The 14,574-nt window shown below is 40.9% G+C and carries 6 protein-coding genes; 3 read left to right on the forward strand and 3 right to left on the reverse strand.

Annotated elements, in window-relative coordinates; genetic code table 11:
- Positions 1-185 precede the first annotated feature (185 nt).
- From KEM09_RS20855 to KEM09_RS20865, 3 genes are all read right to left on the reverse strand, one after another.
- Entirely contained in the window at positions 186-1,097 is a 912-nt protein-coding gene (locus KEM09_RS20855) for a glycyl-radical enzyme activating protein (RefSeq protein WP_212231642.1), read from the reverse strand.
- A gap of 170 nt (positions 1,098-1,267) precedes the next feature.
- Complete coding sequence (hypD, locus tag KEM09_RS20860; RefSeq protein ID WP_244825150.1) at positions 1,268-3,790, reverse strand: trans-4-hydroxy-L-proline dehydratase; 2,523 nt, start codon at positions 3,788-3,790, stop codon at positions 1,268-1,270.
- Positions 3,791-4,114: 324 nt separating this feature from the next.
- The gene (locus tag KEM09_RS20865; protein ID WP_212231644.1) at positions 4,115-4,855 is read right to left on the reverse strand and encodes a GLPGLI family protein; all 741 of its coding nucleotides are present in this window, start codon (positions 4,853-4,855) and stop codon (positions 4,115-4,117) included.
- A gap of 289 nt (positions 4,856-5,144) precedes the next feature.
- Between KEM09_RS20865 and KEM09_RS20870 the strand changes: the two genes are divergently transcribed.
- The 3 genes from KEM09_RS20870 to KEM09_RS20880 all read left to right on the forward strand — a co-directional run bounded on the left by KEM09_RS20870 (position 5,145) and on the right by KEM09_RS20880 (position 14,510).
- The gene (locus tag KEM09_RS20870) at positions 5,145-5,924 is read left to right on the forward strand and encodes a TrmB family transcriptional regulator (RefSeq protein ID WP_212231647.1); all 780 of its coding nucleotides are present in this window, start codon (positions 5,145-5,147) and stop codon (positions 5,922-5,924) included.
- Positions 5,925-6,668: 744 nt separating this feature from the next.
- Positions 6,669-7,454, forward strand: a complete 786-nt coding sequence (locus KEM09_RS20875; protein WP_212231649.1) for a TrmB family transcriptional regulator — start codon at positions 6,669-6,671, stop codon at positions 7,452-7,454.
- Between the two features lie 24 nt (positions 7,455-7,478).
- The gene (locus KEM09_RS20880) at positions 7,479-14,510 is read left to right on the forward strand and encodes a S8 family serine peptidase (RefSeq protein ID WP_212231651.1); all 7,032 of its coding nucleotides are present in this window, start codon (positions 7,479-7,481) and stop codon (positions 14,508-14,510) included.
- Positions 14,511-14,574: the final 64 nt, after the last annotated feature.

A 14,574-nucleotide genomic window follows, 5' to 3' on the forward strand; every position in this document is an offset into this window, starting at 1 on the left:
AAGGCTACAGTGGATGCTGTTGAAAAAGCCATTGCCACAGTGGGGCACGATACAGAGCACCACAAAGCCGATGATGAGGTATACGATAACCTGCATGGGTGTTGTCAGTACGAACGTTTTTAAATACAACAGGCTGTCGGAACTAACTGACAGCCTGTTTGCATTTCTGAAAACTTCAAGAAAGTTTACCCGCCAATCATTGCCTTGACACCATAGGATTCAAATATGGCAATGATTTCCTGCAAACGCTCTGCAGAGGGTTCGGCCATTTCGCCTTTATCATATGCTTCGCCCAGTTTCTCGTATTTCTTCTCCGCAATATTATGAAATGGCAGAAGGTTAACCAGCGGCTTTTTACCTTCTAATGTTGCAATGAATTGGGCTGATTCGCGGATGTTCCGGTCGTCATCGTTCACTCCTTTAATTAAAGGAATACGAATATTCAGGTCAACACCAGTGGCAGCAAGACTCTTGAGATTAGCCAGAATTTTCTCATTGGGCATGCCGGTCCATTGGCGGTGCTTGTCCGTGTTCATCATCTTTAAGTCGTACAAAAAATGGTCGGTGCGTTTGGCCACTTCCATCAACACCTCCGGTTTGGCATAGCCGGTGGTATCCACACAACGATGAATACCTTCTGCACCGCAGGCATCCAGCAATGGGATAAGGAACTCATGATGCAGCAGGGGTTCACCACCAGAGAAAGTTACGCCACCTTCTGATTTGTCCATCAGCATGGTTTCTTTTTTGATCTGCTTCATGATCTCTTCCACACTCATCAAACGACCTGTCATCTCTATGGCTTTGGTTGGGCACACTTCGGCGCAGGTGCCACAAAGGGTGCATAAATCGCCGTCTGTTACAATACCATCCGGTGTGAGTGTCAGTGCCTTCTCGGGACAATGTTTCACGCATTCTTCACAGGCAATGCACTTGCTGTTATTGTACATTTTCTGCTGTTGCTTGAGCTGACTCTCCGGGTTGTGACACCACCTGCAACGTAAAGGACATCCTTTCAGGAAAATCGTGATGCGAATGCCCGGCCCGTCATTGATGGCGTAGCGTTTGATATCAAATATTAAACTTGGTAGTTCCATTTGCTTGACCAATAATATGGTTGTTTGTCGTTTTATTAAACTTATAGCTGCTGGCTGATAGTGATTTACATAGTGCTTAAATAATTTAGTGGATACACTTATCAATCTGTCTCACTTCTCACATCTTATTAAAACACTTTTGCCTTCTGCCTAATAACTATTAAACTTTTTTAAAACGATTCATTCTCTGTTCTGTCAATGACTTCCTGCTGTAAATCGGCATTCATATCGTTGAAATAATCACTGTAACCCGCCATACGCACCAACAGATCTTTATAATCCTCAGGTGATTCCTGGGCTGCCCGCAATGTGGCAGTATCCACAATGTTGAATTGTACATGGTGGCCACCCATTGTAAAATAACTGCGTATCAGCTTACCCATCTTGGTAATGTCTTCATCACGCTTTAACAAGCTTGGCAGGAAGCGCATATTAAGCAGTGTACCTCCCGAACGGGTGTGATCCAGCTTTGTTAATGAGCGAATCACCGCTGAAGGGCCGTTCACATCGCATCCATGTGATGGCGAGGTACCATCCGAAATGGATTTACCGGCTAAACGGCCATTTGGTGTGGCACCCATCACTTTACCAAAATACACGTGGCAGGTAGTTGAAAGCATATTCAGGTGGTATTTTCCACCTTTGATATTGGGCTTACCATCTATGGTTTTGACCAAATCATCGTAAACACGCAGAGCAATATCATCAGCATATTCATCATCATTGCCAAAGAAGGGAGTGCGGTTAACAATGGTTTGGCGCAGGATTTCGTCACCTTCAAAGTTGTTGGCCACTGCGTTTAAAATGCGCTCCATGTCAAAGGTCTTCTTTTCAAAGACATGGTGTTTGATGGTTGATAAACTGTCGGTCACTGTTCCAAGTCCTGTACATTGGATGTAATTGGTGTTGTAGCGTGGTCCGCTATTATAATAGTCACGACCATTGGCAATACAATCTTCAATAACCACCGACAAGAAGGGAGCCGGCGCATATTTGGCGAACATGGTATCGATGTAGTTGCTCACGCGCATTTTCTGGTCAACAATAAACTCCAGCTGCTTTTTGAAGGCCGCATATAGCTCGTCATAACTTTTAAAGGTTCTTGGATCGCCTGTTTCGCAGCCGGCCATTTTTCCGGTTACCGGATCAATGCCGTTATTAAGCGTAACTTCAAGAATCTTAGGTACATTGAGGTAGCCGGTGAGTACATAGGCTTCTTTTCCAAATGCGCCTACCTCAATGCAGCCACTGCAACCGCCTTCTCTGGCATCAGTAAGAGACTTGCCCTGTGCCAGCATCTCGGTAATATAGGTTTCGGGACTGAAAACAGAAGGATAACCATGTCCTTGTCGAATCACTTTGCAGGCAGCATTCAGGAACTTATCAGGTGTAACATGGCTGATATGTACCGACGAACCAGGCTGTAGCAGGTGCAGTTCTTCCACCACTTCGAGCATAATGTATGAAACTTCACTCACACCATCAGAGCCATCGGCTTTTACACCGCCAATGTTAATGTTGGTAAAGTCATTGTAGGTGCCACTTTCTTTGGCTGTGATGCCCACCTTAGGTGGAGCAGTCTGGTTATTCACTTTAATCCACATGCAGCTGATCAGTTCCTTGGCCTCTTCGCGGGTGAGTGAACCTTCAGCCAGCTCCTTTTCGTAGAATGGTGCCAGATGTTGGTCGAAGTGCCCCGGATTCATAGCGTCCCAACCATTCAATTCGGTGATGGTGCCAAGGTGAACAAACCAATACATCTGTATGGCTTCGTGTAGTGTACGTGGTGCATGGGCTGGTACCCGGCGGCATACCTCGGCTATTTTTAGCAGCTCGGCTTTTCGCTTTGGATCTGATTCCGTTTGCGCCTTTTCCTCGGCCAGGGCAGCATGGCGCTCGGCGAAGAGAATGACTGCATCGCAGGAGATATCCATGGCCTTTAGTTCTTCCGCCTTGTTGTTGGCATCCGGATCGATGAGGTAGTCCAGCGAATCCAGGTGAGCTTTGATATCCTTTTTGAAATCCAGCATGCCTTTTTTGTATATCTTACCATCCAGGCACGTGTGGCCCGGTGCTCGTTGCTCCATAAACTCGGTGAATAGTCCGGCTTCATAAGCACGTTTCCATTCCTCGGGCACATGGTTGAAAATACGCTCCCGTTGGGTCCGCCCCTGCCAGTAAGGAATGACCTCCTGCTCATAAGTATCAATGTCCTCCTGGTTGATTGTGTAACGCTGTTGGTCGCGCGTGTTGAGCACATGAAAATCTTCCACACTGTGACAGGTCAGCTCGGGGAAGGTAGGCACGGCCTTTGGCTTCGGACCGCGTTCGCCAACTATCAGTTCATCATCACCCATATAGAGTGTCTTCTTCTGACAATGATCCAGAAAGGTGAGGGCACGTAACACCGGAATAGAATGTTTGCCGTAGTGTTCTTTGTAGAATGCTGTTTGGTGCAGAGCCCGTTCAATGGAGATGCTTGGTTCAGCTTCAAAACTTAGCTTGCGAAGTCGCTGAATACGTGGATTCATACCCGGACCAAGTTTATCGCCCAGGGGTTGGTAAAAATTACCTTCTGATGAGGCCGAACGTTCAGCTGTTTTTGCCGATTCTTCTTTGCCTAACAGTTCTTTGATGGTTGGCAGACCTGCGCCATTGGGATCAGGACGGCCTTTTCTATTTTGTGTTAACATTGTTGACGTTTTAAAGATAGTTCTACGGGTTAAATACATACAGGAGCGGTTATGTAGCGCTACCATTTTAGTATTTACAATAATTCAGAAAATAGTATAAAGAGATGCTGGCTTGATGGATTCAAACCAAACGGCTAGAATTGCTTATAGAACATTAAGCATTCAAATAAACAGCGGTATCCTTTTATGTTGTGCGAATGACTCACCATAAACGTATTTAGAACAATGCCAAAGTTGCACAAAAATGATTTGATTGCAAATAGCTATTTCGCTTTTTTTAGGAGTTGACGGTTATTTTATCCTATTGGTTAAAAGCGGATAGTGCTAGTTTTCGTTTAGAATAAACCGGTTTTCAGGAATGATAATCTCTACTCGTGGTGCTTTATTATTCTCCGGTTCAGGTCTGTTTTGCTGACGTGCGCGCTGTTTGCGTATTTTAATGACTTCTTTGCGGTAGTCCTTATATTTCTTACAAAAGTCATTGTAGTTGATGGGCTCTTTGTGATCAAATGGGCGGTATAATAGACCTTCTGCATCGCTGATTTCAATCGTTTCAGCTGTGTAGCTAAGTACATCATCTGTAGTAGTTACTTTTAGTACCACACCTGGCAAACCATGAATCTTCCACGGGGCTGCTGTAAACGGCAAATCAGTGGTGTAGAGAGCTTTGTATTCACGGCCTCTGAATTCTGCAAAGGCCGTTTTACAAGGGTATTCCAGTATAGTGTCTCTGTCATTGGTTGTATTCCATTTAAACAGATTTAGTTGTTCTTCAATAACCAGGTTATCACGCCCCAGGCTTTCTTCATAAATCAGGTATTCATTGGTATAATCTTTAAATAGTCTGGTTGAATCGGCAGTTTGCTTATATCGGATATTTTTGCCGGCACCCACCTTTGTTAACCTGATAGTGTAACTTAATACCTGGTTGTTTTGTGCCTGTAACTCCATCATATAGGTATTGGGTTTGGCGTGGTTGATATAGTTATATCTTATTTTAAGCGTTTGTTGAGCATTTAGTGCTGTTATTAGAAAGGTGGCTAGAATAAGTGCGGCTGTCTTCATTTTTGTGTTGTGATTTTTGTTTTGTCCTACGATTTAATTCTATCAAGGTTTGGTTTATTCCCTTGCAAAATGGTGGTAAGTACAAGATTTTTAATAGAAGTTTTGATTGTCAGTGACTAGTAATGTTCACAATTCATTATACAAAGTTTCGGGGTGTATTTCTTAAAAGTTGATGCATTACTGTTAATGGCAGAAATTGATAAAAATCTATTTTAAAGTTTAATGATGTATAATTAAATTGGTTACTTTGTTGTACTTTAACTACAGTGAGTAGTAAAAAATAGAATGTATGAAGACTTTTAACCAACTCGATAGTCTAAAGGAATTTGGATTTTCACACAACACCATTAAGGTGTACGATGCACTGCTTCATTTGGGTGAGGCCACAGCATCAGTCTTAGCTAAAGAGGCGCAGGTTCCTACCTCAAAAGTATATATTATATTGGATCAACTTGTAGAGAGAGAGTTATGTTATATGGAGCAAGGCTCCAAAAGAGTATTTAAACTCATAGATCCGACCGTTGGTTTTAAGAAACTACAAGAGGAAGAGAAGCATAGAATTAATATGCTTGAGGATATATCGAAACAATGTGGTGAATTGTTTGCTTCTAACCTTAATAGTGAAGTAGAAAAAAGTATTAAGGTTGTTACATCGAAACATGCCATTATGAATGCCTTCTACGAACTGTTTGAAACAGCACAGGAAGGAGCAGTTGGTTTTATGCGTGGGCCTTATTTGATTGATTTAAATAAAAAACACTCGCTAAACGATCCTCAGGTGCAATCCATTCAGAAAGGCTGCAAGTATCGCTCTATCTACGAAATTGGCGATGAGTCAGATGAGCGAATAAGAGAGATTGCCAATTACTTTAAAGCAAAAGGAGAGGAAGTGCGAATTCATCCTAAGCTTCCCATTAAAATGGCCTTGTTTGATAATAGTAAATTGTTTATTGCTTTTAGCCATGAGTCTTCGTCAGGAGCTATTGCCATATTTCTGGAGCATCCTGACATGGCCAGTTTGTTTAAGATGATTTTTGAGATGTATTGGAAGGAAGCTGAAGAGATTTAAGCGGTATATCTTAATAATGCTACTCATGCTTATTAAACTGCTAAATAACTCACTTAATGCATAAGCGTTATGTTTTTTGGTGTAGATTAAACTTTAGTATGTATCTTTGTTTGGCTGATAATAGCGGGTATTGTTATGCTCGTTTATATTCCTTTATTCAGCATTGTTCTAGTATATTATACGGCGGCAAGGCAGCAGTCTGACTTATTGTTTTAGTCTATATGCAACACATGTGTTGTGTTTAATAAACTGAATTTGATTAAAATTTATGACTCACATTGAGCTGAAAGGCTGATTTACAGTTAATAAATTTAGAGCAATAGTGAATTGATGCGTTATAATTTGAAGCATAAATCAGTAATTTATTTAGGCTTCTTTATCCCAGTTGCAAAAGTATTTCTCTTCGTGTAATTGACTCAAAAAAACCCGCTATTTTTTTGTCAATATGCACTTGCAACTTGCTATTTATAAGCGTTCTGAGTTTAATATTTTACGTCGTACTTAGATTAATAATTGTACAAGTGCTGCAGAAGTCTCTATCAGCTTGTGATATGAATTCCTGAATTAGTTTTAAGTTGATGTTACTTATAATATTCATATATAGTTGATTAGTGGGGTGTTTGTGGCGAGAGAAAAGATGAAATATTTCGTAAAAATTGCACAATTGTTTTTGTGGAATAAAAAATATACTACATTTGGGGGTAGAAAAATAATAAACTACCAAAGGTAGTAAAATAAATAAATATGAACCTCGATTTCCTCAATGCACTTACCGACTTTGGATTTTCCAAGAATACGATTAAGGTATATGATGCCATTCTGCAATCAGGAGAAGCCAGTGCAACAGCAATTGCAAGGCATGCAGATGTTCCAACTTCAAAAGTCTATTCAATACTGGAGCAACTGATCGAGAAAGAATTCTGTTATGTTGAGCAAAATCCGAAGCGATTATTTAAGCTAATTGATCCGAGTATAGGGTTTAAGAAACTGGAGCATGAACAAAAGAGCCGGCTGGAGAAAATTCATCATTTGTCAGAACGATGTGCGGATGTGTTTAAGCAAAATTCAAATGAAACAGTAGGTAAGAGTATTAAGGTGATCACTTCCAAACATGCTATTATGAGTACTTTCTATGAGCTGTTTGAGAATACTCAGCAAGGTGCTGTTGCTTTTATGAAGGGACCATACCTCACTGATCTGACTAAGAAAAACTCCTTGAATAGTGCACAAATCCGCTCTATTCAAAATGGGTGTAAATACCGTACCATCTACGAAATTGGAGAAGAAACGGAGGAGGATATTCGCCGGATTGCAAAGTATTTCAGTACTAAAGGTGAGGAAGTGCGCATCCATCCGAAACTTCCGATAAAAATGGCACTGTTTGATGATACCCAATTATTTATCGCCTTGCAGCATAATTCAACTTCAGGAGCTATAGCTATAATTCTAAATCATCCCGAAATGGCGGGGCTTTTCAGTATGCTTTTTGAGCTTTTTTGGGAGCAAGCCATCGATATTCATAATTCTTAATAATAAGTTCTTTAACAATTAACTATGAATCATTTACGAAAAAAACTATGGATTTTGTTGCTGTCATATATTACCATATGGCAAGCCAGTGCTCAGGTCTCTGAGTATACAATCCGAAATAACGGTCGGGAGTTCAGTCCTCCTGAAAATGGCCTTAATAGTATAGTACAGCTAAAAAGTACGTCTGAAACTGAATTGTTTCAAGTGATGCAGTTTCATCAGATACCTACGGGAGCAGAACGGCAGGAGTTGAAGAATAATGGTATTGAACTTAAAAATTACATTGGGGCAAATGCCTACTATGTTAAAATTGCACCTAACCAACTCAAGAGTACTTTTGCCGGAAGCAACAATGTTCGCTCTACCTTCAACTCGTCTTTCTTGCAAAAGGTGGCTAATGTTTACCAACGGGATAGCATTCCATCTGAGTTGAAGGAGGGCGATTTGCTTCTTAAAGCTACTATTCATGTAGTGAGTAATCTTGAGGAAAGTTACGTATTAAAAGAGTTGAAGCAAATTGGTGTCACTGATGTGGAAAGTATTTCAGGGTTTGATATGTATGAAGTGATAGCTGATAAAGTGACACTTGATAAAATGGCACAGTTAGGATGGGTGACAACAGTAATGCCTGCCAGTCCGGAGCGCAAGTTGCATGATTTTACCAGTCAGAAAATGCATGGTTTCATAACCGCCCGTCAGAATGGCTATGATGGTTTATCAGGTAAAGGAGTAACAGTTGGAGTATGGGATGAAGACATCGATGAGCACATTGATCTGACAGGCCGTATTCATATCAATGAGGCTGAAACTCGCGGTAATCATGGGATGCATGTATCAGGCATTGTTGGAGGAGCCGGAGTTATTGAGCAGCTCTATGAAGGAATGGCGCCTCAGGTGAGCTTTGAGACCTGGAATTTTAACACAGGTTCTAACGGACAGAAGGAATACCAGGAGATGGATTGGAGTGCTAAAACTCAAGGTGTTTCTATTACTCAAAACTCTTATGGGATGGCCAATTTACTTGGTGTTAAATTTCCGTATGGTGAGTTTGAGTATGGGCTTGACCTGGTGGCTAATCAAAATCCAGAACTGTTACACGTTTTTGCTGCCGGAAATTCCAGAGGATATCTTGGGGTGTATAATACTGTTGCGAATTCGGCCAAGAATATGCTGTCTGTTGCCAATATGACTTATAAGCGTGAAATCGCTAGTTCGAGTAGTTTTGGCCCGGGACACTTTGGAACATTAGTTCCGCACATATCTGCACACGGAACAGCAGTATGGTCACTTACTTTCTTCGATCAGTATAACATAATGACAGGCACCTCAATGGCGTGTCCAATGGTATCTGGAGCGGCTGCTATAATAACCGAAGCCTATGAAAACAACTTTGGGCACAAGCCTGAGTCGGCTCTGTTAAGAGGGATAATATGCAATACGGCTAATGACTTATACTCCTTTGGTCCTGATTACTATAGTGGCTTTGGTGAACTTAATGTTGCACGCGCGCTGGAAAATGTTCAAAATGAGCGATTTGCCGGTGGTGAGGTGGAAAATCAGGAGGAGCAGGTGTTTAGTTTTACCATTTCTGCCGGACAGAAGGAGGCACGTTTTATGTTGTCGTGGCTTGATCCTGCAAGTCTTCCAACCTTGTATAATCCTCTGATTAATGATCTGGATATTACAGTGGTGTATAATAATGAGGAGTATTTACCACTATGCCTTGATGGTTTGAATCCTGATTTTAAGGCTAAGCCAGGTCGCGACCGCATTAATAATATGGAGCAAGTAGTTATTCAGGATCCTAAACCAGGTATTTATCAGGTGAAGGTGAAAGGACATCATGTACCTGTTGGTCGCCAGAAGTTTTATGTAAATTACCAAACGATTACTGATGAACTGGCTATTGTATACCCTTTTGAAGGAGAAACACTTGTAGCTGGCAGTCGTACATTGGTGCGCTGGAATGCATATGACCAGGTCAATCCAACCAAAGTATACTTATCAACTGAAGCTAATCAGTTCACTGAAGTTGCTGAATTAACTGCTCCTGAACGCGAGTTTATTATTGATGTACCTAATGCAGTTTCTAATAATTATGCATTACGCCTTATACAAGGCGATAAAGTAGAGGAAGTCACATTCAATACAATTGGTCAGGTTAAAAACCTTTCGGTAACAGACAATGGAAATTATGCTACTTTAAAGTGGGATGCTGTGCAAGGTGCCACAACGTATGAGGTGTTAAAATACGATGTAACAGCAAATGAATACATTAAAACGGGTACAGTAACTGCACCTGTTACCGAATATGATATATTTGGCAGTGATAGAAAAGGATGGTATGCAGTCCGTGCAGTTGTCAGCTCTTTATCTATTGAGGGTAAACGCTCAAGAGCCAAAAGGATTGATAGAACTCAATCGTTAGGTACTTCTGATTGGCCATTATTGATTGATTTTGAAGATGATAATCATAAGGAGCTGTTTAAAAGTAATAATACCATTTATGCTCAGGCAATACCAGGAGCAATGGATACTGAGTTTTTCCACAGTAAAACCCTGACTTTATCAGGCATATATGGTGTTGAAAACGACTATTGGACAGATTATGAGGGAGATCCTGTGAGTGAGGCAGCAGGTGATTTTGCTTTTCAGAATAATATTGATTTTGTGACATCAGCAACCATGTCGGTCAATGTGCCGGCTGATCAAGGCTCTCCTTTATTACACTTCGATTTTTCCATTCCTACAACTTATCCTAATCATGCCTATTTCAGAGTTAGAGTAAATGGTCAGTTGGTGAAAGATGCGCTTGGAAGAGAATATCATCACCGCAAGCTCGCAGGCGATAAATTTGCATGGTATGGCTACAACCAAAATTTTGGCACCCGCTTAATTAAGGAGCATTTGTATTACGACCTCTCAGCCTTTGCTGGTCAGCAAATTGATATCTCTTTGGAAGGAGTTTGTAAAACGGGTCGAAAGATGTCGTATGATGATGTATATGGTTCTGAAATAAAGATAGATGATTTATACCTTGATTTTGGCAATGCACAGCAGGCTATCATGATTAATTCTGCTACAGAACCGCAATCGGGAATAGGAGTGAGTGAGGTGAGCCCAGTGATTAACTTTGTGAATGCAGGAACCAGCAGCCTGACAGACTTTGAGGTAAGCTGGACACTGCTTGATGCTAATGATAATCAACTGGATAATGCCACTGAACAAAGCCAAATTATATTAAATCCTGGACAGGGAACCAGTTTTAGTTATTCTAAAGCAATCGCACTTAACACCATAGATAAATCATATCGGATAGTATATAAAGTTAAGTCGGGCGATAAGGAAGCAACTTATGAGTACGGACCTGTTGACAGATACGATGACTACCACAGGGCTGGTGCGCCTGAGGGTAATGCTGCTCCTCCTTATGTGGATGAAAATCCGGTTTATATAACAGCCAGTGGAGGTAAGATATACCCCTATTTTGCTAATCAGTATTTTGGCTTTTTTGTTGAGGCAAAAGATAGAGCCAATAATATTGCATTGGAATTACAGGAGCTGGACTTAGATGAAGATGCAGTGGTTTATATTTTAGATGGCTTGTATAGTTATCTGAATGAGTCAAAAATAATTGCGACATATACAGGCGAACAGTTGCCCGAAAATGTAAATACTTTGTCTTCTGCTGTAAGCGGTGGATTAACCCTGATATTCCGTTCTGGAGCGAATGTGAACAAGAAGAAGGGCTTCTTATTCAAAGCAACAGCAGAACCCCGTGCAATAGCAAATGATTTGTTGGTGAGTTATATTCAGGGAGCTGGTGATAGTTTTCAATCGTACCATTCACTCATATTTAATTATCCATTCTGGTTCAACGTTTCTAATAATGGTTCACAAGCAGTTGATGCTGTAACAGCACGCTTATATATTGATGATGTGTTGCACACTGAGGAAACATTTGAGATGCCTGTACCTGCCGGAAGTTACAGAAGTTTCATGTTTACGAAACGCCTTGAACCATTTATGGTAGATGCTATTCATACTTACAGGGTTGAGATTGTTGATGAAGATGAGAATATGGCAAACAATGTTAAAGAATTGGTTAAGCAGATTGAAAATGATGCGCAACCTGAGACAATGCCTGATATGACTATTGCCAAAGTGAGTATTGGCGATCATTATTTCAACGATAATGGCGGACAGCCTGATAAAACATTCAGAAATGAGCAATATGGGTATATTGATTTCCCGGATAGAGTATTTGATTTGGAATATGGCACTGAGAAGGAGATAGAGGTAATACTCGAAGGCCTTATAGCAGGTGCAGGGTACCCGACCGTGTATATCGATTGGAATGAAGATGGATTCTTCTCCAATGAAGAGAAAATGCAAATGTATGCTGATCCTGCTTATGAACATCGTTATTATGGATACCTGAAACCTGAAGTAGCAGGTGAAGCAACAGGACTCAAACGCATGCGTATATCACTAACCAGTGAGGCGTTTTTAGGAATGGAAGTGGCACACGATTATCGTCTGAACCTTACCGGAACACCATTTAATAACGATTTTGCCCTTGACTATCTAACGGCTAATTCTCATATAGCTATGTGGAGTGATTTGGAGATAACTGTTGGAGTAATGCAAATGATACATGACGAGGCAAGTGTTGATATAAATATTGAAGTGGTCAACTCAGCGGGTAATGAAGTGTACTCAACAGTTGTCGAAAATTTTACGCTCAGCAAATTTGCTGAAACAAAAATGACTATACCTGGCGATGTCTTTGGTTTTGAAGGCAGCTATGAAGTGCGGGCAAGTGTTAATCATCCGGATGATTTAATTACCCGTAACAATCAATACATCCATATAGTAAAGGCAGAGCGCACATTTGAACCTATGATTGCTGCCAATAGCGGAATTGTTTATTTCTGGAATAATGCCACGCCTGAGGTGCGAAACCGTTTCGTTACGTTTAATGCCGAAAAGCAGTTTATTGCAATGGCATGGTTGGCTAAAGATAAGCAGTTATATGGCTTAACAAAAGCAGGTAACTCTTCATTACCGATGGTCTACAAGGTTAATATGGCTGATGGTTCATCAGAGCCAATTGTTGCAGATCCCGAATATTATGCAGCATATAATTTGAATGACATGGCCATTGACCCAAGTACCAGTATGATAATGGCACTGGGCAAATCAAATGATCTGGATATGCTTTACCAGATTGATCCGCTAACAGGTGCGATTACTAATCTTACACCAGGCGGTATTCAGAAAAATGAAGGAGCCCGATTTGGTGGTATGACCATTGAGGTTGACGGTACTATATACCTGCTGGATGCTCAAAATAGTGAGCTTTGTACATTAAGTGCTGATTATACTTTGGCCGCTACCTATAAGAAACTGGATAGAATGCTTAAGTACTCACAGGGACTGGCCTTTAATCGTAAAGATGGTGCTATTTATATTCATGGTAATGAGGAGGTCAATGGAAATATTGAACACAAGTACTTTAAATATAATTTCCAGACTGAGCTGTTGGAAGAGTTGCACCGTTACAATGAAGTGGAATCGATGCAGCTGACCGGCATGACGCATGCGTATGACAATGGCTATTTAAATCAACGTAGTGGTATACTGTATTTCCATGTTGATGGAGAGCATAAAACTGAAATTGATGCGGCCAATCAGCGTATAACAGTGTATTTGCCAAGTACTGTTGACCCCAAACAGGCTAGGGTATATGCCAAAGCCATAAATGGTGGCCGTTTGATAGATCCACAAAGGGGACCTATTCAACCCGGCCAGATAAAGGATTTAACGGTATTAGGTAAGCAGATGCCGTTAATTGCGCAGGATTACACATTTAGTGCCTCATCGCAATGGTGGATAACCGTTGTACAGGAGGATTATGAAATGAGCCTGACATCTTTCAACTTCCTGCAGGCAGATAATCCTTCACTTGCAGAAGATATGATTGGTACTATCGAAGGAAATACCATCACATTTAATGCATCAAAAGAAGCAGATGTTACTAACCTGGCAGCATCATTCACTGTTGGTAATGGTACAATGGTGTTGGTTAATGACGATGAGCAGGTGAGTGGTATCTCAGCCAACGATTTTAGCAGTCCAAAAGTTTATAAGCTAAAACATGGTATGCTCGATCAGGAGCAGGTATATGTGGTGCGTGTTCAAAAAGAACTAAATACTGAAAATGAGTTATTTTCTTTCGAAATATCACCCCGATTTAATTCAAATATTGAGAATTTGTACCAGGCCAGCATAGATAACTTTACTGTGTCACTCGACTTGTCAGAACTGGAAGTTGTTAACTCTCTGGTGCCTAGCTTTACCTTAAGCTCGGGGGCTTACTTGCGTTACAAAGGAATGGATTTCACATCCGGAACAGTACCGTTCGATTTTAAGCATTTTAATGAGTTTGAAGTGGTTTCTGAGGATGGTACCAAAGCAAGCCTGTACACAGTTGAAACAGTTTTAGCACTTAGTTCAGAGGCTGATCTTATTAATTTTGCATTCCTCGCTAATGACAATAGTGGATTAACTAGCGATTTACATGCCAGCATCACAGGCAATCAGCTTGTTATTGATATGGCTGGGGTGAACTCGCAGGAATTGACAGTTGATTTCAGAGTATCGCCATATGCAACTCTCCTGGCTGGTGATGTTGAACTGACAGCAGGTATCTCGTCGCTTGATCTGACAAGCCTTACACAGCTTAAAGTATTGGCAGAGGATGGCGTTTCAGAAACAGTTTATTCTGTTGTTCTTGAAAACTATATTCCAACCAATATTGAAGCAGGTAAAGACAATCCTCGCGTTTATCCTAACCCGGCCACCAGTGTGTTGAATATCCAAATTAATGGAGCATTCAATTGGCAGCTTGTTAATACAGCTGGTCGTGTGCTTGATAGAGGTGAAGCTGTCGATTTCAAGCAAATTAACATTGAAGCCTATAGTAATGGCTTATACATCCTGCACATTACCAAAGATGATGAGGTGATGGTTGAGAAAGTATACTTTAACTAGCTTCAACAGCTTTAGAGATATATGTTAAGAATGTGATGATTTAATATAGGATTCCCATGCATAA

It is taken from the genome of Carboxylicivirga mesophila (assembly GCF_018271975.1).
Lineage (GTDB): Bacteria > Bacteroidota > Bacteroidia > Bacteroidales > Marinilabiliaceae > Carboxylicivirga > Carboxylicivirga mesophila.